Here is a 21,334-nt window from a genome sequence, read left to right as displayed (position 1 = left end):
AATAAAGTTATGAGTACAATATATATAGATTTTACGGACATCGGAGATTATGAAGATTTCTATGCCCAACTGAAAGAAAAGATCAAACTTCCTGAACATTTCGGAGATAATCTGGATGCGCTTTCTGATGTGATTACAGGAGAACTGGAAATGCCTCTTCATATTGAATTTGTAAATATGACGGTCGATCAGCTTGAAATTTTTGAAGATCTTCTTCTCACGCTTGAAGACGCTGAGGAAGAAACGGAAGACTTCACGTTCACTTATTTTCTCGAACAGTATGAAGATGATGAAGACGATCTGAACCAAGAGGAAGAATAATATAAACGATAATCTACAACCCGCGGAATAATCTGCGGGTTTTTCATTTATAAAGTTTTTAATATCTAATGAAAATGCTTAAAATACTGCTGATTCATCTCTTAAAATAAGGCATCTGTAAGGCATCTATGTGGTATTAATAAATTTTTAATCCCCCTTTCAAATTGTTAATTTTAGATCAAATTAATAATTAAGACTTATGATCATTTGTGAAAACCTCCTGTTTTCTCATGGCGCTGAACTGCAACACTATGATTCCGGCGATTATATTTTTAAAGAAGAAAGCACTCCCAAATATTATCTGCAGATAAAAACCGGAACGGTAAAGCTGAGCAGCTTTCTGGAAGACGGCAAAGAATTCATTCACGGGATTCCTTTCGATGGTCATTGTCTTGCCGAAACGTATATTTTCCACAATAAAAAGTATGCTGTAAACGGAGTTGCGATTACAGATTGTGAAATCATCAGGCTTGAAAAAAGCAAATTCTTAAAACTTTTATTAGAAAAACCTGAACTTCTGCTTTCTGTGTATTCTTACACCGCAGACCGTATGCGGTACAGGCACATCACTGCTGCACCCTTTTCTTTCAGAGATCCGATTACAAAGCTTACTCTTATTATGTCTCATGTAAAAGCGCATTTTGGTTTTGAAGAACAATTCTCCTTTGTAATTCCTTATACAAGACAGCAATTAGCATCGCTCACAGGAATGCGGATAGAAACCGTAATCCGCGCTATAAAAAAAATGGAACAGCAGAATATTGTAAAGATCGACAACAGTAAAATTTATGTTTAAAAACAAAAAAATCCTTAACTTTTTGGTTAAGGATTTTATCATTTATCTTTACAGGAAAGTACTATTTTCCAATCACTTCCGTAATCGGATTTCCTACATTTCCGCTTGGAAACTGAATTTTAAGCAATGAAGAAACGGTAGGTGCAATATCTGTCATGAAGTACGCTTTATTGCTTTCACCATGCTGAATTCCCCATCCCATAAATATTAAAGGAATATGCGAGTCGTAAGAATTCCATACACTGTGCGTTGTCCCTGTTTTTGAATACGGAGGAAGCATGGAGTCGTGTGAAATCAACTGAATATCACCACTTCTCTGTCTGTTGATTCCGTTGATGATTCTTTGTTTAATCGGCTCAGGAATAGAAGATTCTGAAACTTTATTTACCGGAACAGCGTATAAATCTGAAGGATCACTTTCAATTTCTTTTACTGTGAAATCTACAACGTCTTCTAATTTAATATTATTTTCTTTGAGTAATTTCCTGTCGAAATAAATCTGGTAATTATCCACTGCATTGATCAGTTTATCAACCCCGAATTTTTCTTTTAACTTAAGATTGACGTTTTTATCCATTCCGTCTCCGAAGAAACCTGTGGTGATCTTATGTTCCTGTAAAAAGCCTACAGAATGCGCACCGCCATGATCTGCCGAAAGAAAAACGGTGTACTGTCCCTTTCCTACTTTAGAATCCAGATAATTGAAAAACTGGGCTAAATCTTTATCAAGTCGTAAATAGACATCTTCCACTTCGATAGAATTCGGACCAAATTTATGCCCTGCATAATCCGTCGATGCCAAATTGATGGCTAACATATCCACTACGTCGTCTCCTCCTAATTTTTCGCCTTCCACTGCTGCTTCAGCTAATTTCAGTGTCAGTGTATTTCCAAATGGTGTATAACGGATATTGTCTTTTTTAGCCTGATAATCTGCTGCTAAATTACTGTAAGGAAACGTAGGAGTTTTGGCACTTCCCAACAATCCTTCCCATGAAGAATTATCCGGAGAACTTTCTGTGTACTGATCGATCGGAAGTAAGGTATTCCAGCCGTTGGCAACCAATTTATCCGGTAAATCCTGAGAATTAAAGGTTTTTACCCACTGCGGAAGATCATTCATATACCAGGAACTTGTGATAAAGTCTCCGGTAGAATCATCAAACCAGAACGCTCCGTTCGGTGTGTGTCCTGCCGGTAAAATGGAAGCTCTGTCTTTTAAAGAAACGCCGATTACTTTTCCCTGAAAGTTGGTGGCAAGTCTCAGCTCATCCGTAACTGTGGTAGACCAGAGATTTTTCGGAGAATGACTTCCTACTTTAGCATTGGCTGTTCCTACAGGTTTTACACTTTCATCTGTGGTACAGTAGACATTTTGCCCTGTTTCCTTATCCGTCCAGTCGTTTCCTGCGATCCCATGAATTGCCGGAACAGAACCTGTGTAGATACAAGTGTGCCCTAAAGCTGTAACGGTAGGAACATAGGGAATATGAACGTTATTTAAAGAATATCCTGTATTTAAAAGTCTTTTGAAGCCGTCGTTGCCGTATTTGTTATAAAAACGGTATAAATAATCCCACCTCATCTGATCCACAACCAAACCTACTACAAGTTTTGGTCTCTCCAACTGAGAATTTTTGTTCTTCTGTGCATTGATTGTAAGGACGGACAAAAAAGCAGCCGCCGCAACCGAAATTTTCCTAAGCATCCAGTAAAATTTTTATTGACAACAAATTTAAGGGTTTTGAAAGTTTTGATGTGTGAAATTTTATTTAAATTTGATTTCTATTGAGTTCATCTGCATTAAAATTTCAATTAATATCCTTTTTAATGATGATCAAACTTTTCTTTTATATGGTTTTAGCATTATGATTTTTTTTGTTCCGCCATCCTTATTATGCTCGGAAATGAAAAATATTTTTCTCAACTTTTAAAGGGAATACAAGAAAAAAAATATCTTCTTATCTTGAAAATGAAAAACAAGTAAATCAGATGAAAAGATCATTGATTTTATGGGAAGGTCGGAAATCCCAGTTCTTTAGCTGTAAAAAATAGAGCAATACATCGCTTACAGCTTTATCAGTACAGTTCCTAAAGATCTTGACTTTTAAGAATTGAAGTGGATAAAAGCACTTTCCGTTTTTGAATCGATAAACTTAGTCTTACTTTTGGGTGAAAATTTGGTTATAGCTTTTCAAAATTTTTTTTTGAATTTACCGTTATATCAGAAATAAAATTTACCATTATGAAAACCAAATTATTCTTATTTCTGATTTTAAGCGTTTTAAGTTGTAACCTGTTCGCTTATCCGATTTCTCCAATGCCATTAAGAAAATTAATCATTGAATCTGAAAACATTGTATATGGTGAAGTTTTAGATATAAAAAGTAACAAAAAAGTAAAAGAACATGACTGGTTTAAATCTGAAATTGTTGTTTTAAAAATATACGATGTTTTACACGGAAATATTAAGTCCGGTCAAATTATCGAAGTATACACAAGTTCGGAAATATCCTGCCCTGCTCCTGCATACTACGAAAAGGGAAAATTAACATTGGCCTTTTTGTATAAGGAGAAAAAAGAAGACAGATATTCTACCCATTCTTTATCGTATGGCTCAAAAATATTAGAAAAAGAAGAATATTCTGTTTATAAAAAGAGAATTCTTGAGATGCAGGATATTTTGAAAATTAAAAATGAAGAAGAAAAACATGCTAAAACAGTAGATTGGCTTGTAGAATGTGCATTGCAAAAACCCACAAAATGGGAAGGAACTTATGAACTTTCTCCTGAAAGTGATTTTATGTCTTTTTATGATCGCGATAAAGATACTTTTGTAAGAAAATTTGAACTAAACGACAATCAAAAAGAAAAATTAAGACTTTATTTTCTTTCACAAAAAAAATTAGAGTATAGTGATTTAGGATTGCTGGATCTTGTTGCAATGCCAAATGACAAAGAACTATTAAGTTTTCTGATCAGCCGCTTTAAAGAATCTTATAATGACTTTATTTTTGAGGGAAATTTTTTCATGTCAAGAATAGCGGATTTATCCGGCAGAAATGATCTTAAGGAAATATCAGAAAAAAATGAAAAACTTGACATGTTTAGTGAAAATTATGATCAAAAAAACAAAGAAATCCTGACTGAATTTGCGAGTAAGTTATAAATTTAATGAAATATTTTTGATGTAAAAGCTCCGAAATCTAAGGTCAAATACAATGTTACCATGCTTTAAAAGGTAAGCTTTCTACCGAAATATGGTCTAAGTACGCGGAAAAATACCATTACTGTCATAATATTACAATCGAATAAGAAACTGAAGGGCTGATTCTGGAAAATATATTGAATGATAAAGCTTTCATACACATTTTGTGAATTTAATGCGATTCTCCGGTTGATTTTTTTTACATTTGGTATTAACACAAAATGTATACATGTTCCAGCAAAAACCCTCATTATTCATGAAAATTATCAGACCTTTTCTTTTGTTTATTTCAATACTGCTGTTCGGTTGGCTTTTCATGAGCAATATCAACCTTATCAACGTTGCAGCAACGCTGAATGAAGCCGAAATCAATTCGGAAGTCGGAAAGGTAAATGCTTTTACCAATATCGATCAGCTTAAGGAATTTACCATTGAAAAGATCAATTACATGGAAGTGATCCGCGAAAGATTTTCGGAAAATGCCATGATAAGGATTATTGTGATTTCTGTTCTTGTGATGATCCAGATCTTGTTGTACGCCACAAAAAGCAGATTTCATGCTCAGAATTCTAAATTCTAACTGATGGAAATCCGAAGATTAGCTCCATTTACAGAAAATCTCTTTTTAAATCAGGATTTCAAGGGTTATGAAATTGAAAAAATTTTCGTGGTTTCAACCATCGAAACCGGAAATTCTTTTGAATTTATCCTGAGAGAAAAAAATCAATATTATAAAAAGATCCGGGAGCGAGACTTTTATGATATTGAACGTTTAAATGCCATTATTCAGCAAGGTCATTCTTTCGGCGTTTATGTAAAAGAGGAACTGACGGGCTGGATCATCTGCGATTACAGACTGAAAAACAACAGTCTTTTTATTGAAAATATATGGATCAATGAAAAATTCCGGAGGCAGAATCTTGGAAGGTTACTGATCAAAAATATCAACCGTGAAGCCAAAGAACTGCAGTGCAGAATTGTGGAAACGGAAATTTGCAATACCAATTATCCTGCGATAAAATTTTTCCGGAAGGCAGGATTTCAATTTACGGGAATTAATACAAAACTCTACAATGATTCCACTGAAACGGCTTTGTTTATGAGTTTTGATGTTTTGACGTAGAAAAACAGAACATTATCGACATAAACTATTAAAGATATTTGAAAATTTATTTTGTACCAAATAGTACAATTATATACCTTTGTCTCATCAAAATAAAGAAATGGCAGGAAGACCAAAAATATTCGACGAGCAGGAAGCGATACAAAAAGCGACCGAAGTTTTTAGAAATAAAGGCTACGACACCGCTTCCGCAGACGAATTGCTGAATGCCATGGGAATCGGGAAAGGAAGTTTTTATCTGGCTTTTAAAGGTGGAAAACAGGAATTATATCTCCGGTCAATTAAACAGTTTGCTGAAAATTTTAATCTGAAAATGGTTCAGGCTATTGAAAATTCTGATGACGAGATTGAATTTATAAGACAGTTTTTCTTAAACCTTGCGCATGTGAAAGACTGCGATGCAGAAAGGGGATGTTATTTGGGGAATGCCTTGGTTCAGCTGTCGGAAAAAGATCAGGACATTAAGAAATTAACCGCAGAATTACTTAAAGGTTTACAGAAAATCTTTTTCGAAGCAATTAAAAAAGCTCAGGAAAAAGGAAGATTGAAGACTCAGGAAAGTCCGGAAATTCTGGCTTGTCATCTAATTAATCTGTGGAATGGAATTCACGTAACAAGAAGAATGGAACATTCTCCTGAAACTCTTCATTCCCTTATTGAAATGAATCTTAAAATACTGCAATAAAAAATTTTATTCTATTTTGTACCAAATAGTACAATAAACAAATTTACTTTAATTTAAACAACAAATTATTATGAACACAACAGACAACACAATTTTAATTACTGGCGGAGGTTCAGGAATCGGTTTAGAAATCGCAAAAGCATTAAGCTCGGCCAACAGAATCATCATCGTAGGAAGAAACAAAGAAAAATTAGATGCTGCAGCGAAAGATCTGGAGAATGTTTTCACAATTCAGGCGGATATTACAGATGAAAATGATGTCAACAGGTTGTATGAAGAAGTAAAAACCAGTTTCGGAGGATTGAATATTTTAATCAACAATGCAGGAAATGCTTATGTTTACAATATTGCAAATGACGGAGATGCTTACAGTAAAGCTGTAGCAGAGTTCACAACCAATTACTTTGCGCCGATCAGACTTTCAGAAAAATTCCTTCCTCTATTGAAACAACAGAATGAAGCTGCCATCGTGAATGTTTCGTCAATTGTAGGATTTGTTCCGGGGGCAAATCTTCCTACATATTCAGATTCAAAAGCTGCCCTTCACTCTCACACAAAATTGTTGAGATACGAGCTGGCAAAAGATACTAATGTAAAAGTTTTTGAATTAATGCCACCATTGGTTGCCACAGATTTCTCTGCAGAAATTGGTGGTTTGGAAAACGGAATTCCGGCTTCAGATGTTGCGAATGATTTGGTGAAAGCTCTTCAGGAAGATATTTATGAAATTCGTGTCGGAAATACAGGTTTACTATACGACAATTTCTTCGCCGCTACAGAAGGTGCCTTTGCAGCTTTCAATAATTAAAAATTTCATCGTTCCTGATTGGAATTGATTCCATATATTTTATCTCTCGCGGGTTTTTCGTGGGGGATTTTTTATTTATATGAAATCATTAAATTTGGTATAAATTCTTAATTATGCGAATTAGAACTTATATTAGAAGAATTAAAAATAAAATTAGAAATTTTGATTGGAAAGTATTATTTTCAAGTAATTCATTATCCTTTATAGCAATTTTACTTTCAATTATAACTTTTTATTTTCAGTTCTTTAATACTAAGCATGAAGTTTTTTATTCCTTCCTAACTCCTGATTACAACAATAATAATGATACTATAATCATCCCTGTATTTTATAAAAATACAGGGAATCAAACAGAATTAATTTTAGATGCAAATCTTATTTTAGAAGTTAAAACCGAAGACAATCAAAATTATTACAGAAGAATAGGCGATAATAATAAAAGTAAATTTCCCATTATTTTAAACATGAATGAAAATAAGTATATAAATCTTACATCTAATTATCAGGACTATCTTTTTGGAAGTTTAGAAATTGAACCTACTGGAAATAATTTTAGAGATTTCACAATTCTTGATAGCTTAAAATTAAAAATGACGACTCAATTTTTGACACAAAATGGAAACTTATCAAATGATACTATTGATATTGGTTACGTAACATTTAAAAAAAATAAAATTTCTCAACTGGATTACAATTCTGTTCAATTAAAGAAGCTTAACCTTAATAGTAATATACAAATGACAGGAGGATCAAAAATTAGTTATACAATTACATCAAAAGTAGATTTAAAAGACCCAAAAGATGTAGAAAAAAACAAAGCAATGTTAAAATATATTCGCAAAACAATAAATGACTCAACATTAAATAAAATAATTAAATAAAATATTCTGGCCTCCACAACAAACAAAAATTGAACCCCACAACAAAATCCACACTCCAAATTATCCTCAACTTTGTATTATAAAATTTAAATAAAAATGGAAAATACAAAAACAACAGTTTTGGTAACGGGAGGAACAGGATTTTTGGGAATTCATACTGTTCTGCAATTATTACAGCAAGGATATGAAGTGAAAACAACACTTCGTTCATTGTCGAAAAAAGACATCATCATCAAAGCATTGGAAGAAGGAGGAATCACAGATTTTTCGCACCTTTCATTTGTAGAGGCAGATCTTACAAGCGACAACAATTGGGATGAAGCCGTGAAAGATTGTGATTATGTTCTTCATGTTGCTTCACCTTTCCCTGCGCAAGATCCGAAAGATGAAAATGAACTCATCATTCCGGCGAGAGACGGAGCTTTGCGCGTTTTGAAAGCGTCGCGTGATGCAGGTGTGAAAAGAGTGGTTTTGACCTCTTCTTTCGCGGCAGTCGGTTACAGCAAAGATATCAAAGATCATATTTTCACGGAGGAAGACTGGACGGATGTGAATGCAGAACTTCCGGCTTACATCAAATCGAAAACCGTCGCTGAGAAATCCGCATGGGAATTCATCGAAAAAGAAGGCAACGGTTTGGAATTATCAGTTATCAATCCTGTCGGGATTTTCGGTCCTGCAATTGGCGGAATCACTTCTGCTTCACTGGATATTGCCGTTTCAGGAATTCTGAACGGAACAATGAATCAAACTCCGGTTTTCACAATGGGCGTTGTTGACGTGAGAGATGTTGCGGATATTCATATCAAAGCGATGATTGATCCGAAAGCTGCCGGAGAACGTTTTATCGCTACTTCAAACGATGTGATGAGCTTTTACGATGTCGCTGAATTATTCAAAAAAGAAAGACCGCAGTACGCTGAAAACATTCAGCATCTGGAACCGATTGATAAAGAATTCTACAAAGAAATGTCTAACGAAAAAGCAAAAACAATCCTTCATTGGAATCCGAGAAGCCGTGAAGAAGCTTTGCTGGCAAGTGCCGATAGTTTGATGAAAAGATTATAAATTTATATCTGATTTTAATCGACATAGGAAAATTGAGCGTAAAGAAAAATAATTTAGTGAACGTAAAGAAAATCCCACTGTTTGAGTGCGACATAAATGTTAAATCAAAGAACCAAAATTTAATTCGCACGAGTTTAGGGATTTTTAGAGAACAAAAATATTTTTTAGCGAAAGTTTCCATGTCTTGAATTTTTCGTTCTTTTGTTTCAAGACAAAAGAACATCATAAAAAAGAGAAAAAAAATTGAAATTCAATAATTTACAATCCTGTCATCTCGGTCCCGAAATATCACCGGAACAATTTATTCCTGAGCATTTCTTTTTGTTTCTGTTTAAAGGATCAATGGTTTCATATGACGGTTACAGATATTATGATATGAAACCCGGTGATTACTGCATTGCAAGAAAAAATCATCTTGTACGGTACACAAAACATAAAGATAACGGACAGTTTGAAAAAGTGATCATTACGTTTGATGAAGCTTTTCTGAAAAAGTTTCTGGAGCGCCATCCTTATCACGCAGAGCCTACTGACAATACCGATTCTTTTTTGTTTATTCAGGAAGATAAGCTGATCCATAATTTTGTACATTCTTTAGAACCTTACTACAACGGAGCGGAACAGCTTGATGATATTTTTGTAGATATTAAACGTGAAGAACTGTTGATGATCCTGCTGAAGAACCATCCCGGGCTGAAAGATATTTTTTTTAATTTCAATGTTCCGCACAAAATTGATCTGGAATATTTTATGAACCAGCATTTTAAATTCAATATCAGTATGGAACGTTTTGCTTTTATGACGGGACGAAGCTTATCGACCTTTAAAAGAGAATTTAAAGCAATTTTTAATACAAGTCCCGGAAAATGGCTGATGAAAAAACGCTTAGATGAAGCTTATTTCCTTCTGGACAAGGAACACAGAAAACCGACAGATATTTATATTGATCTCGGTTTTGAGGATCTATCCCACTTTTCTTTTGCTTTTAAAAAGAAATTCGGGGTTCCTCCTTCGGAGGTTGTAAAATTAAGGGTTTAGAACTGAAAAAATTTGTCTGATACTTTTAAGAGTGATTTTCCGCTCTTTTTTCTTTAAATACTCCACATTCGTGAAAAAATATGCATCTTTGGTAAATAAAACTAACAGTAATTACCATGACACGGATCCTCTTTTTAATTCTTACAGTAATTTCATTTCAAACATTTATTGCTCAGAAAAAAACATTTAAATGTGAAAAAGTATATGATGCGGTAAAACTTATCGATCAATCCAAATTTGATGAAGGAATTGCAATTTTACAAGAATGTGAAAAAAATGATCCTTCAGAGTACACTTATCCTTACGAAATTGCATACGCGCTTCTTCAGAAAAAAGATTACAAAAACGCGATATCCCAGCTGGAAAAAATAAAAAGCTATCCCGCGATCCAAGCCGATTATTATCAGCTTTTAGGAAATTCGTATGACTATGATAATAACCCCGAAAAAGCCATTGCAACTTATGATGAAGGTCTCAAAAAATTCCCGAATTCAGGGAGATTATATCTGGAAAAAGGAGTAATTTACGAATATGATCAACCTGAAGAAGCCATCAAAATTTATGAGAAAGGAATCAAGGTCGATCCAACGTATCCTTCAAACTACTATAGAGTATCGAATCTGTATTTAAAATCTAATAACAAATTGCCGGGTCTTATTTACGGAGAAATTTTTGTAAATCTGGAAAGAACAACAAAAAGAACTCAGGAAATGAGCAAAAAGCTCTATCAAACCTATAAAGATGCAATTGATATAAAAGACGAAAAATCCAATACTATATCACTGTGTAAAGTAATTTCTGTAGACGTTAATTCAATAAATAAAAATAAAGTCCCTTTCTGTATTATGTTTGAAGCCAGCATGATGCTTTCAACTTTAGGACAGAAAGAATTTACTTTTGAAAGCTTTGCCAAAATACGGAGTAATTTTTTAAAAGAATATTCAACACGTCTGAAAAAAGATCACCCCAATGTTCTTTTGGATTACTTCAGAAAGATGGAAGACCATCAGGTTTTCAACGCTTACAATCATTATGTATTTCAGATTGGTGACGAAAATGCTTTTACAAAATGGCAGGAAAGTAATAATGCAGAATATCAAAAATTTGTCGAATGGTATACAGCAGATGAAAATGATCTGAAGATCGACAAAACGAATCTTTATATTGCAGAATAATCAGTATGTAAAGTTTATTTAAGTTGAAAAAGAATACATCAAGTCAGATATTTACACATTTTATTCTTTGACGTTGTTTAAAATAAGCTTTCCTCTTTTAGTATAAAAATAAGAATAAGTCTATCAATCAATCCTACCGATTGATATCTATAATACAATAAATATTCTAAAGATAACATTCTACGGAACGCCGAACGTATTCCTAATATGATTTCTACACAGATAAAACTCCATAGAGTTTTCCGGCATTTTATTTAAGCAGCTTTTTTTAACTTTAATTCAAAATCAGTAATTATTTGTCCTGATATTGAATTAAAATCTGTAAAAACATTTATCAACAGCAAAGCGTATGATACAGACAATGGACATTCTGAATATTGTAGTGGTTTCGGAATAAGACATAGGAATAGCTAAGCAATATAAATCATTCATTTTTTATAAACCTGTCTCCAAATGGAAAAAAATATCCGGCAAGTAGTATGATAAACTACAAAAAACGTGTTCTTGGAGCACGTTTTTCTTTTATCTTTATTAAAATTAATTTCTACGATGATTACAAAAGCTTACATTCAGGAATACGGCAATGGTAAAACAGAACCTGAATTTCTGGAAGTAAAAACCGTTTTGGAATCCAGAGGAATTGATTGCGAATTCTTTACCATAAAAAGATTACAGCGAAATCAAATTCAAATCAATCAGGAAACGTTGATTGTAGGAGATCATTCAACAATGTTGTACGTTTTCAGAAAGATGGGTATCCGTTCATTAACTTTATCTTATCCTGAAAGTTTAAGAAAATATTTAAAAAGAAATATTTGGGAAACAACTGTGAAAAAACTCATGATGCAAAGTCATGAAGAATCCTTAACTATTTTTGTAAAACCGAAATCTAAAGCCAAGCTTTTCACAGGTTTTGTTATCCAGTCGAATTACGATCTTCTCAGGCTGGAATCATTTTCAAAAGATACAGAATTATACTGTTCATCGGTTGTAGAATGGCTTTCTGAATTCCGGGTTTTTGTCAATCAGTCAGAAATTGTCGGAATAAAAAATTACAGCGGAGACATAAATCTTAAACTGGATATGGATACGGTAAAAACGGCTATTAAAGATTTTGAAAATTCAGACGAAAAAACCAGTGCTTACGGAATAGATTTCGGAATTCTGAACAACGGAGAAACTGCATTAGTTGAATGGAATGATGGTTTTGCACTGGGTTCTTATGGTTTGGACAAGGAAATTTATACAGATTTGATTCTCAGGAGATGGGAGGGAATTTTCGAAACCTAAAGTTTAAAATAGCATGAATTTTTTAAAATGAAGGTGAAAAATAACATCATTCATTTCTGATTTTTTCGATTAATCACTTATTATAAGGTTATTTTTTAAGTTTTTAAAATAAAAATTTATGAATTTCATATTTAATTTCATAAATAATTATATCTGAAAGATTCATATTTTTTTTATGATACAACTGATAAATTTAATCGTAAAATCGCACATTTTCGGCATTTCCTCAAATTCAAAAAAATAGTGATTTAACATAATAAAACACACTTTTTTGTGAATTAAACATTTATTTACGAAAAAATAACACATTAACCATATATAAATTATCATTTTATTTATATATTTACAATTATAAAAAAATATGATAATGAAAAACAAATTTATTTCCCTGATAAGTCTGTGTATTATATTTACATGTAATGCACAAGTTGGTATCAGTACAAACAATCCTGCAAGTACACTCGACATTAAAGGTTCTTTTGCAACCCCTTACAAAGCAGTAACGGCAACCTCCTATTCATTATTAAATTCAGATCAATATCTCGATTACAGAGGAACGGCTGCTGCTGTATGGACTCTTCCTGCCGCTTTAGCATCTCCGGCAACCTTTGGAGGAAGAATTTATGAAATCAGAAACGGAAGCAATTTTGACATCACGATAAACCCGAGCGGTACTGAAAGAATAGATGTATCCACTACAGCGGTCAATCAGTCAGCCTTTACTATTCCTGCAGGATATTATGCAACTGTTAAAAATACAGGGCTTACCTCCGGAACAACCTGGGTTGTAACACTTCTTACCACAGGCAATAGCAGTTCTGCAAATTCTACAGGTTTCAGTACATCAATTTTAGGGTACATTCCTGTTAAAACTTCTCAGAGAGCGGTTCCGGCAACCTTTGGAGGGGTTTCCGTTACAGAAAGAGGATGTAAAAAATGGTCCGGAACAGGAGCAAATGGTCATACATATTGTGCTTATCAGTTGGGAGGTGCAAAAAACTTCTACGACACATTTACTTTTGCAAAACAAGTGGGAGGATATATTTCTACAATAACTTCCAATGCGGAAAGAACATTTATTTACAACAATCTTTTATCAAATACAACAGGCTACTCGCTTAATAACAGCATCTGGATAGGCTATAACAAGGTGGCGTATCCCGGTAACAGCAATCAGTTCACATGGATCACCGGAGAAGACTGGACGATCGACTGGACGACCTCTCCAAATTCAACCCCGCAAAACTTCTTTGCAACCGGGGAACCCAACAACAGCGGGGGAACGGAAGGCTCATGCCATATTTTCCCAACTTCCGTCAACAGTTCAAGACAATGGAATGATCTTACAGGAAGTCTTACGGTAAGCGGAGGTGTGAGTTTTGATCAGGTTATTTTAGAATTTAATGAAGACTAAACAATAAAACATAAATTAAACATGAAAAATAAAATTATAACTATAAGCTTTGTATTGTCCATTTTTTCGATAGTGAATAGTCAGGTAGGTATCAACACCAATACTCCCGGAAGTACCTTAGATGTTAAAGGATCTTTTGCTACTCCTTATAAACAGAGTACAGCCACTTCATATAGTTTTTTATCTACTGACGAATATCTGGATTATAGAGGAACCGCCGCTGCAACATGGTCTCTTCCTGCAGCCGTAGCCTCACCTGCTACATTTGGCGGCAGAGTTTATGAAATAAGAAACGGAAGTGCTTTTGATGTTACAATTACCCCTAATGGTACTGAAAAAATAGATGTTTCCAATGTAGCAACAGCTCAGGCAAGTTTCACGATTCCTGCAGGTTACTATGCTGTAATTAAAAATACAGGGGCAACTTCGGGCACAACCTGGGTAGTCTCTTTGCTTACTTCAGGAAACTCATCATCATCTGGTTCAGCAGGATTCAGTACATCTATTTTGGGATACGTTCCTGTGAAAACTTCACAAAGAGCTGTTCCTACAACATTCGGAGGGGTAAGTGTTTCAGAAAGAGGATGCAAGAAATGGTCAGGAACAGGTTCCAACGGACATACTTACTGTGCTTATCAGCTTGGAGGGGGCAAAAACTTTTATGATACTTTTACTTTTGCGAAGCAGGTAGGAGGATATGTGGTTACCATTACTTCCAATGCAGAAAGAACATATATTAATACCAATATTTTAGCAAACACAACAGGTTACAATCTTAATAACAATATCTGGATCGGATATAACAAAGTGGCTTATCCTGGAAACTCCACAGAATTTACATGGATCACGGGTGAAGACTGGACGATTGACTGGACGACTTCTCCAAACTCAACCCCTCAGAGTTTCTTTGCAACAGGAGAGCCCAATAACAGTGGAGGAACAGAAGGATCCTGCCATATTTACAGTACATCAGGTAATGCTTCAAGACAATGGAACGACTTAATAGGAACCTCTACTACATTTAATTTGAGTGCTTTTGATCAGGTTATTTTAGAATTTAATGAAGATTAAAAAACTGAAAATTATGAATTTAAATCTTTATTAAAATCAACAAAAATAAAAGGCTGTCTCAAAATAGAGAACAGCCTTTTTTATATCTAAATGTGAGTTTTTCTTAAAACTTCAAATCTCCATTCACTTCTCTTACTGCATTCGCAGCTTCAGCAAATTTCAATTGCTCTTCCGCAGTAAGCGTTACGTTTACGATTTTTTCCACACCGTTTGCTCCGATAATGGCAGGAACACCAAGGCAGATATCATTTTGTCCGTATTCTCCTTCAAGCATTAAAGAACAAGGGATCATTTTTTTCTGATCGCAAGCAATCGCCTGAACCATTACAGAAACAGCCGCACCCGGAGCATACCAAGCTGAAGTTCCTAATAATTTGGTGAGCGTTGCACCTCCTACTTTAGTTTCTTCAATAACGTATTTCTGCTGTTCAGCATCTAAGAATTCAGTTACAGGAACACCGTTTCTTGTCGCTTTGCTCAATAGAGGAAGCATTCCGGTATCACTGTGAGCAGCGATTACCATTCCGTCTACGTCAGAAATCGGAGCTTCTAAAGCTTCAGCCAATCTGTATTTAAATCTTGCAGAGTCTAATGCACCACCCATTCCGATGATTTTATGCTTAGGAAGACCTGAAGTTTTGTGTACCAGATAAGCCATTGTATCCATTGGATTAGAAACCACAATGATGATTACTTCCGGAGAATGTTTTACTAAGTTTTCTGTAACTTCTTTTACGATTCCCGCGTTGATTCCGATTAATTCTTCTCTCGTCATTCCCGGTTTTCTTGGAATCCCCGAAGTAATAACCGCTACGTGAGAACCTGCAGTTTTGCTGTAATCTCCTGTTGTTCCGGTAATTTTTGTATCGAATCCGTTAAGCGATGCTGTCTGCATCAGATCCATTGCTTTACCTTCTGCGAAACCTTCTTTAATGTCTACTAAAACTACTTCTGAACAGAAGTTTTTCATTGCGATGTATTCTGCACAGCTTGCTCCTACAGCGCCTGCACCTACTACAGTTACTTTCATAATATACTTAATTTATTGTTTTTTAATGGTATTATGGAACTTTACAGTTTCATAATATAACTTTTAAAATTTATTTATTTGAATTGTTTGTTTACTTTTGGTTTACAATTGAAAACTCCCAAATTTAACAATTCCTGAAAAATTGGGCAATCTTTCAGGAATTTAATTATCTTTAAAAGTGATATTTATGTTTTATATCGTAATTAATGGACGTTCAGAAGAAAGGCATACAGTTTTTTAGCTCCGGATAAAACCTCATCATAATTTTTTTCAGAAACCTCATTATCAAGAACTTCCTTGAAATTTTTCCACATAAACCCTGTATTTTCACGGTAACAGCCGAAGAAATTGAAAGTAACATCATCAAATCCTTCTGTTTTGGAAAGCTGTTTTGCAATAACATTTCCTCCCAGAGTAGAACCTTCGATCACGTACATCGCTCCTAAAGCTTCATTTTCATTGGAAAAACTGAGTTCTCCTGAAACCTTGTGATTTTCCATGTCCAGACTTTTAAGATCCTGCTCAATCAAAGGAAGTTTTTTTCTTTCTTCAAGCTGAAGTTTTTCAGAGAATTTTTCAGAAAGACTGTCGAAAATCTGATCTTCGGAATGAAGCAGCATCAGATAATTTCTGCCAATGATCTTCTTATAATCTTCCAGCGTAAAAGTTCTGTCGAATATTTTTTTAGAGTTAAAAAGTTTTTCCGCGGCATCATGAAATTCTGCCGTATTTTGTTTTAGATATTCAGATACCATACCGGAATTTTAAAGTAAATTTTTAATTAAGGTTTTTTAAAGGTGAGGATAAAAGTAGTGCCGTTTTTACTGCTTTCATAGTCTACGTTCCCGCCAAGTCTCTGCATAATTCTGTGCACGATCGATAGTCCTACTCCGTTTCCTTTAAACTTCTTCGCATTATCCATCCTGTTGAAAATTTTAAACATTTTATGCTTATTTTCTTCTGGAATTCCGATTCCGTTGTCTGTAATTCTGTAGACTACCGTGTCTTCTTCTTCCGTTCCGCCGATAATTACTTTCGGTTTTTCCTGATGGGAAGAATATTTTATGGCGTTATTGATGATGTTTAAAAATACCTGATGAAGCATTGTTTTATCGGCAAGAACATCGGGACAATCATTAATGACCACTTCGCTTTCTGAAGTATCAAACGTTATTTTAGCATTTTCGGAGATCTTCGCTATGGTTTGCTCCGTCTGTAACCTTTCGAGTTCTATTTCGCTGTGTTTTGCACGGCTTAACTGGAGTACATCATGCATCATTTCCGCCATATTGTCGATTTCCTCGATGATGGAATTGATTTTATTTCTGCTTTTGTCTGAACCGTCCGTAAGACTTTTCAGAAGCATTTGGGCGTTCAGTTTCATTACTGTAAGCGGAGTTCCCAGATCGTGTGAAATCGTATAAGAGAAACTGTCGAGCTCCTCATTCACCTTTTTAAGCTCATCATTAAGCCTTTTTATGGTGATGTAATTTTTATGGGATGTTTCAAGGATCAGATCACGAACTGCCTGTAATGCGGCAACGTTTCTGGAATTCCATCTTTTAGAATTTCCTTTGATGTCCTCGGTAAAGATCTGGAAAGACGTTCTTGGAGAAACCACCTGTGTCTGTTCTCCGTTTTTCACAATCACATCTATTTTCTTTTCAGGATTTCCTGCCCAGTCGATGTGTTCATCAAATTCTTTACGGAACCAGATCAGCAGATTATTTTTAGATTTTTCAATAAAATAAAAAGCCACTCCTGCACATTTTTCGTCGAGACCGATCTCTTTACCATGATCTTTCAGAAAACTTCTGCTGAGATAGATATTCTCATCTATATTCTGATGAGCCCACTGAGCCAGCTTTTCAATTACATTATAATCCGGAGTTTCACCTTCGGTAACGATTTTTTCGTCGGCGATGATGGCTAATCCGTCTGCTTCCGGAAGTTCCTTAATTTCAGATTTATTTTCGATTAAAGAATCAAAAAGATTGTTGTATTTTAAGAATTCCTCTTTTAACCGGGAACATTTTTCATTAAGATACAAACGGTAATCCAGCTCTTTTTTCGATCTGAAGGACGAGTAGGCATTGGACGCCAAAGCCGTAAAAATTCCTGCCTGAACGCGGTCTTCAAGATCAATGTGTTTTGGTTCGGAATTCTGACAGGTAACAAGTCCCCAAAGATAATCATCTATAATAATGGATACACTGAAACTGGAAGAGGCGCCGGAATTTTTGATGTATTGCCCGTGAATAGGCGACATTCCGCGCGATCCCGAATACGTAAGATCTATTGTTTCATCAGATTTACTGAATATAGGAACTGTTTCCGAATGAACGTTGCTGAAAATTCTTTTTCTTTTTTTAAGATAAAGTTCTCTTGCCTGTTTCGGAATGTCGGATTCAGGATAATGAAGACCGAGATAGCTCTCGATATTTTCATCTCTTTTCTCCGCGATTACTTTTCCCGAACCGTCCATCATGAATTTATAAACCATCATTCGGTCATAATTCACAATTTTTGAAAGGGTATTTAAAAGCTGATCCCAAATTTCCTGTTCATCATCAATAATGTAGAAATTATCGTACTTGTTGGAAATTCTTTTGTTGGGATTGAGTAAAACTTTTTCGAACTCAAGAAAAATTTTATCCTTGCTTCTGAAAACAGAAAAATGATATTCTATGCCTCCAATAAAGATTTTATCAAAATATGTTTCGTTTTCTCTTTTGGTAAAGTCGGCTAAAGAATTATAAATATCCGAATCTATAATGCTTTTAAAGCTTTCCGGAAAGTCCGTAAGCTTCTTATCAAAAAGCATATTTGCATTTTCGATATTAAATATATCCTCGATATTCTTACTAAAAAAAGCTATGGAATGAGACTTCGCATCAATGCCAATCAGATAACCAAAACTTTGTATGTAGCCCGGAATATGGATAGGCTCCTCATGACACTCAACAAAATTCATATAATATTTTGACCTATCAAATATACGACTTTTTTTATCTAATCGGATTTTTTCTCTATAAACGCGTACCACAAAAAGTTATAATATTTCAGCAAAACATGAGTTTTATAGAATATTTTTCTTTATTCATAGGATATACAGGAAATTCAAAACCAGAATATTTTACACTAAGCCTAATTAAATTTAACCATAAACCGTTATTTTTTTTTCTAACGGTATAATTTTTATTTATCTGCAGATAAAAATCAGAAAGAGGCTATCATTTTTATAAAAAATACAACTTTCAGAATTCCAGTTGTTTGAAATGACGAAATTCATCCCTCTCCTATTCTACACCGAAGAAATACAATCTTGTTTTACCCCAACTATAAATGGCAACTGTGCTTACACTTCTTTATCGAAGTACAGCATATAATATTTTCCGTTTTCATCTTCTCCCTGTGCAATTTTCTGTCTGTCGCCGTGGATGTAGATGTGGAAGTTTTTGTCTAATTTGATGATGCTTTTAAAATGTCTCTGCGTTTTCTTTACAGCGGCTTCACTAATCGGGAATTCTTCTGCAATATTAATCTGCATATCCTGTTCGTAATCGGTTTTAAAATTGTTGAAACTTTCGATTACATGCTCGTCACCCAAAACTTCGGCAGCAAATTCATCCAGCTTAAATTCTTCCTTTTCTTTGAAAAAATTGATTGATTTGTTTAAAAAATCTGCCTGATCGGCTTTGGAAACTTCAAATTCCTGAGGCAATTGCTTGGTAATATAATCTTTATATACCATTAAAGCTTCCTGTGTATGAAAATATTCGTCGTCGCGCTGCTTTACTTTTAAAAAATCTTCGAACCAGTAATACATATCCCCGTTTTTGTTGTTATCCACAACAGAAAGTACGTATCCCGTTTCTTTATCGTTATTATAGATTAAAGCCGCTTTATCTATTTTAGACAACCCGATTCCCTGATCTTTTTCGATATCGAATGTTTCTTCATTAGGAGAAATTTTAAGGAAAGATTCTCTTTTTTCGGTTTTAAAAATTCCGATCTTGTCTACTCTTTCTGTTCCTTCTCTTTCGTCCTCGAAATATACAATGAACAATTCTCCGCCCTGAACTCTTGGGTTTTCAGCGGCTTCGAAAAGATGTTTGGCGATGTTTTCAGATTCCCAGAGGAATTTTGACTTGTCATCAAAAATCTCAGAAACAGAACTGTACACCGGATTATTCACCAGATAAGAATCGCTGTAAAAATGGAAGGTTTCTTCTGATTTAAAGGAACCTAAGAAGTAATTTTCCAGCAGTTCCGCCATTCCTTCTTCCAACTGTAATTCTTCCTGAGAAAGCGTTAAAGATTCTCCGTTGATTTTATTTCCGACTCTGTGTACTACGATTTTTGAAAACATTTCCTGAATATTTTTGGACTGCAAAGATATTAATTAAATCAGATAATCAACAGGATTTCCATAATGATAAAAGCGTTATCATTTTGATAGGATTTTTGAGGATTTTAAAAATTAAAATAAATCAACAAAATTCTGATAATCAATATTTTAATTTAAATAAAAATTCAAAGGTATAGCATTGGCAACATTATCCTCAAAACATAAGAATATGGACTTAAAAACTTTGAACAGAATTGATAAGCTGAGAAGATTAAAAAGCAGAGGACCGCAAACCCCGAAGTGGCTGAAACCGTATCATCTTCTGATTGTAGCCTTTTTGGCAGTTTTTACTTTCGGAGCATTCATTAAAATTTTAGAACTTAATCAACAATAATATGAACTATTTAGAAGCTGCACAGGAAATCAAAGAAGTGATTCCCGAGATTGAAAATGAGCTGAAACAAAACAGAAAACAAAATTCCTACAGCGTTATTCAGACGTTTACAGACAATATTAAAGACAGAATTAAGCAAAATGACCGGAATATTCTGTTTCTATGTCTGAAAAAGATGGATGATATTTACAGAAACGGAGATGCCGTACTTAAAAATGCTGTGGAACATACGTTTATTTATTCACTGGACAATTCTACTGCTTTCTGCAGTGAGGAATACCGAAAAATGATCTTTAGTCATATTTCCAAGGATCTTCAGACGGTCTATTCCAGACAAATCTACAATCACGGCATTTAAGTTCATTACATTTTTTGCAGATTTTATTACAAAAGTACAATCAACAATTCCAAAAAGCGCAAAGCCCCTTTCGAAACTGCCGAGAAAAATATAAACCCAAAGATATAAAAAAGCAGCCACTTATTGGTGGCTGTCTTCATATCCGATCATTAATAGATCCGGTCGGTATATATCTTTGACATTGGTGTCCGGTTCGAATGTACTAAACCTTTTGTCCTGCGGAGTTCGTTTGATCACGCCATTTAAAATGTCATTAAGGGCTGATTCAAAGAGTTTCACACCCATGGGGAGCAATGTATCGCGCCAGAGTCTTGCAGCGGATT

Annotated in this window: 22 protein-coding genes; 16 read left to right on the top strand and 6 right to left on the bottom strand. The window is 34.5% G+C overall.

From position 1 onward, the window contains the following. Positions 1–9: 9 nt before the first annotated feature. Positions 10–321: a barstar family protein gene (locus tag BW951_RS21105; protein WP_076396479.1), complete on the top strand. Its 312-nt coding sequence runs from the start codon at positions 10–12 to the stop codon at positions 319–321. A gap of 199 nt (positions 322–520) precedes the next feature. Next, positions 521–1,117, top strand: a complete 597-nt coding sequence (locus BW951_RS21100; RefSeq protein ID WP_084196506.1) for a Crp/Fnr family transcriptional regulator — start codon at positions 521–523, stop codon at positions 1,115–1,117. A 61-nt stretch (positions 1,118–1,178) separates the two neighbouring features. Here the strand turns inward: BW951_RS21100 and pafA are convergent, their stop codons facing one another. Then, the gene (gene pafA / locus BW951_RS21095) at positions 1,179–2,825 is read right to left on the bottom strand and encodes an alkaline phosphatase PafA (protein WP_076396477.1); all 1,647 of its coding nucleotides are present in this window, start codon (positions 2,823–2,825) and stop codon (positions 1,179–1,181) included. Positions 2,826–3,362: 537 nt separating this feature from the next. On the opposite strand from pafA, the gene BW951_RS21090 reads away from it, so the two are divergent. From BW951_RS21090 to BW951_RS21035, 12 genes are all read left to right on the top strand, one after another. After that, positions 3,363–4,286 (top strand): hypothetical protein, encoded by a 924-nt coding sequence (locus BW951_RS21090; RefSeq protein ID WP_076396475.1) that lies wholly within the window; start codon positions 3,363–3,365, stop codon positions 4,284–4,286. A 295-nt stretch (positions 4,287–4,581) separates the two neighbouring features. Next, positions 4,582–4,905, top strand: coding sequence for a hypothetical protein (locus BW951_RS21085; RefSeq protein WP_139326232.1), 324 nt, complete (start codon positions 4,582–4,584; stop codon positions 4,903–4,905). A gap of 3 nt (positions 4,906–4,908) precedes the next feature. Continuing rightward, positions 4,909–5,448: a GNAT family N-acetyltransferase gene (locus BW951_RS21080; protein WP_076396471.1), complete on the top strand. Its 540-nt coding sequence runs from the start codon at positions 4,909–4,911 to the stop codon at positions 5,446–5,448. Positions 5,449–5,548: 100 nt separating this feature from the next. Beyond that, positions 5,549–6,133, top strand: coding sequence for a TetR/AcrR family transcriptional regulator (locus BW951_RS21075; protein ID WP_076396469.1), 585 nt, complete (start codon positions 5,549–5,551; stop codon positions 6,131–6,133). Between the two features lie 70 nt (positions 6,134–6,203). Further along, the gene (locus BW951_RS21070) at positions 6,204–6,941 is read left to right on the top strand and encodes an SDR family oxidoreductase (RefSeq protein WP_076396467.1); all 738 of its coding nucleotides are present in this window, start codon (positions 6,204–6,206) and stop codon (positions 6,939–6,941) included. 113 nt (positions 6,942–7,054) lie between these two features. After that, entirely contained in the window at positions 7,055–7,822 is a 768-nt protein-coding gene (locus BW951_RS21065) for a hypothetical protein (protein ID WP_076396465.1), read from the top strand. Between the two features lie 96 nt (positions 7,823–7,918). After that, positions 7,919–8,890: an SDR family oxidoreductase gene (locus BW951_RS21060; protein WP_076396463.1), complete on the top strand. Its 972-nt coding sequence runs from the start codon at positions 7,919–7,921 to the stop codon at positions 8,888–8,890. A 243-nt stretch (positions 8,891–9,133) separates the two neighbouring features. Continuing rightward, positions 9,134–9,928 (top strand): helix-turn-helix domain-containing protein, encoded by a 795-nt coding sequence (locus tag BW951_RS21055; RefSeq protein WP_076396461.1) that lies wholly within the window; start codon positions 9,134–9,136, stop codon positions 9,926–9,928. Between the two features lie 116 nt (positions 9,929–10,044). Beyond that, the gene (locus BW951_RS21050; RefSeq protein ID WP_076396459.1) at positions 10,045–11,103 is read left to right on the top strand and encodes a tetratricopeptide repeat protein; all 1,059 of its coding nucleotides are present in this window, start codon (positions 10,045–10,047) and stop codon (positions 11,101–11,103) included. A 549-nt stretch (positions 11,104–11,652) separates the two neighbouring features. Next, entirely contained in the window at positions 11,653–12,393 is a 741-nt protein-coding gene (locus BW951_RS21045) for an ATP-grasp domain-containing protein (RefSeq protein ID WP_076396457.1), read from the top strand. Positions 12,394–12,760: 367 nt separating this feature from the next. Next, complete coding sequence (locus BW951_RS21040; protein ID WP_076396455.1) at positions 12,761–13,807, top strand: C-type lectin-like domain-containing protein; 1,047 nt, start codon at positions 12,761–12,763, stop codon at positions 13,805–13,807. 21 nt (positions 13,808–13,828) lie between these two features. Continuing rightward, entirely contained in the window at positions 13,829–14,878 is a 1,050-nt protein-coding gene (locus BW951_RS21035; RefSeq protein ID WP_139326231.1) for a C-type lectin domain-containing protein, read from the top strand. Between the two features lie 103 nt (positions 14,879–14,981). On the opposite strand, the gene BW951_RS21030 is transcribed toward BW951_RS21035, so the two are convergent. The 4 genes from BW951_RS21030 to BW951_RS21015 form a co-directional block, all read right to left on the bottom strand. Beyond that, positions 14,982–15,908: a malate dehydrogenase gene (locus tag BW951_RS21030; protein WP_029294870.1), complete on the bottom strand. Its 927-nt coding sequence runs from the start codon at positions 15,906–15,908 to the stop codon at positions 14,982–14,984. Between the two features lie 203 nt (positions 15,909–16,111). Further along, entirely contained in the window at positions 16,112–16,663 is a 552-nt protein-coding gene (locus BW951_RS21025) for a biliverdin-producing heme oxygenase (protein ID WP_076396451.1), read from the bottom strand. 26 nt (positions 16,664–16,689) lie between these two features. Next, positions 16,690–18,882: an ATP-binding protein gene (locus BW951_RS21020; RefSeq protein ID WP_076396449.1), complete on the bottom strand. Its 2,193-nt coding sequence runs from the start codon at positions 18,880–18,882 to the stop codon at positions 16,690–16,692. Positions 18,883–19,266: 384 nt separating this feature from the next. Next, complete coding sequence (locus tag BW951_RS21015; protein WP_076396447.1) at positions 19,267–20,280, bottom strand: nucleoid-associated protein; 1,014 nt, start codon at positions 20,278–20,280, stop codon at positions 19,267–19,269. Positions 20,281–20,488: 208 nt separating this feature from the next. Here BW951_RS21015 and BW951_RS22925 point away from each other — a divergent pair, with 208 nt between their 5' ends. Further along, a complete protein-coding gene (locus tag BW951_RS22925) occupies positions 20,489–20,653 on the top strand; it encodes a hypothetical protein (RefSeq protein WP_165762972.1) in 165 nt (54 codons plus the stop codon). Between the two features lies 1 nt (position 20,654). Next, entirely contained in the window at positions 20,655–21,011 is a 357-nt protein-coding gene (locus tag BW951_RS21000; RefSeq protein ID WP_076396440.1) for a DUF7674 family protein, read from the top strand. A 120-nt stretch (positions 21,012–21,131) separates the two neighbouring features. On the opposite strand, the gene BW951_RS23105 is transcribed toward BW951_RS21000, so the two are convergent. After that, positions 21,132–21,334 (bottom strand): formyl transferase (locus BW951_RS23105; RefSeq protein WP_228427585.1); only part of this gene is annotated, 203 nt, incomplete at its 5' end.

This window comes from Chryseobacterium gambrini (genome assembly GCF_900156825.1).
GTDB lineage: Bacteria > Bacteroidota > Bacteroidia > Flavobacteriales > Weeksellaceae > Chryseobacterium > Chryseobacterium gambrini.
The sequence above is the reverse complement of the archived record's forward strand: the minus strand, read 5'-3'. Positions and strand labels throughout refer to the sequence as shown.

Excerpts from the sequence above, each read along its gene's own strand:
- BW951_RS21105 (WP_076396479.1), top strand. The coding sequence starts at position 10 with ATGAGTACAATATATATAGATTTTACGGACATCGGAGATTATGAAGAT.
- BW951_RS21100 (WP_084196506.1), top strand. The coding sequence starts at position 521 with ATGATCATTTGTGAAAACCTCCTGTTTTCTCATGGCGCTGAACTGCAA.
- pafA (WP_076396477.1), bottom strand. The coding sequence starts at position 2,825 with ATGCTTAGGAAAATTTCGGTTGCGGCGGCTGCTTTTTTGTCCGTCCTT.
- BW951_RS21090 (WP_076396475.1), top strand. The coding sequence starts at position 3,363 with ATGAAAACCAAATTATTCTTATTTCTGATTTTAAGCGTTTTAAGTTGT.
- BW951_RS21085 (WP_139326232.1), top strand. The coding sequence starts at position 4,582 with ATGAAAATTATCAGACCTTTTCTTTTGTTTATTTCAATACTGCTGTTC.
- BW951_RS21080 (WP_076396471.1), top strand. The coding sequence starts at position 4,909 with ATGGAAATCCGAAGATTAGCTCCATTTACAGAAAATCTCTTTTTAAAT.
- BW951_RS21075 (WP_076396469.1), top strand. The coding sequence starts at position 5,549 with ATGGCAGGAAGACCAAAAATATTCGACGAGCAGGAAGCGATACAAAAA.
- BW951_RS21070 (WP_076396467.1), top strand. The coding sequence starts at position 6,204 with ATGAACACAACAGACAACACAATTTTAATTACTGGCGGAGGTTCAGGA.
- BW951_RS21065 (WP_076396465.1), top strand. The coding sequence starts at position 7,055 with ATGCGAATTAGAACTTATATTAGAAGAATTAAAAATAAAATTAGAAAT.
- BW951_RS21060 (WP_076396463.1), top strand. The coding sequence starts at position 7,919 with ATGGAAAATACAAAAACAACAGTTTTGGTAACGGGAGGAACAGGATTT.
- BW951_RS21050 (WP_076396459.1), top strand. The coding sequence starts at position 10,045 with ATGACACGGATCCTCTTTTTAATTCTTACAGTAATTTCATTTCAAACA.
- BW951_RS21045 (WP_076396457.1), top strand. The coding sequence starts at position 11,653 with ATGATTACAAAAGCTTACATTCAGGAATACGGCAATGGTAAAACAGAA.
- BW951_RS21040 (WP_076396455.1), top strand. The coding sequence starts at position 12,761 with ATGAAAAACAAATTTATTTCCCTGATAAGTCTGTGTATTATATTTACA.
- BW951_RS21035 (WP_139326231.1), top strand. The coding sequence starts at position 13,829 with ATGAAAAATAAAATTATAACTATAAGCTTTGTATTGTCCATTTTTTCG.
- BW951_RS21030 (WP_029294870.1), bottom strand. The coding sequence starts at position 15,908 with ATGAAAGTAACTGTAGTAGGTGCAGGCGCTGTAGGAGCAAGCTGTGCA.
- BW951_RS21025 (WP_076396451.1), bottom strand. The coding sequence starts at position 16,663 with ATGGTATCTGAATATCTAAAACAAAATACGGCAGAATTTCATGATGCC.
- BW951_RS21020 (WP_076396449.1), bottom strand. The coding sequence starts at position 18,882 with ATGAATTTTGTTGAGTGTCATGAGGAGCCTATCCATATTCCGGGCTAC.
- BW951_RS21015 (WP_076396447.1), bottom strand. The coding sequence starts at position 20,280 with ATGTTTTCAAAAATCGTAGTACACAGAGTCGGAAATAAAATCAACGGA.
- BW951_RS22925 (WP_165762972.1), top strand. The coding sequence starts at position 20,489 with ATGGACTTAAAAACTTTGAACAGAATTGATAAGCTGAGAAGATTAAAA.
- BW951_RS21000 (WP_076396440.1), top strand. The coding sequence starts at position 20,655 with ATGAACTATTTAGAAGCTGCACAGGAAATCAAAGAAGTGATTCCCGAG.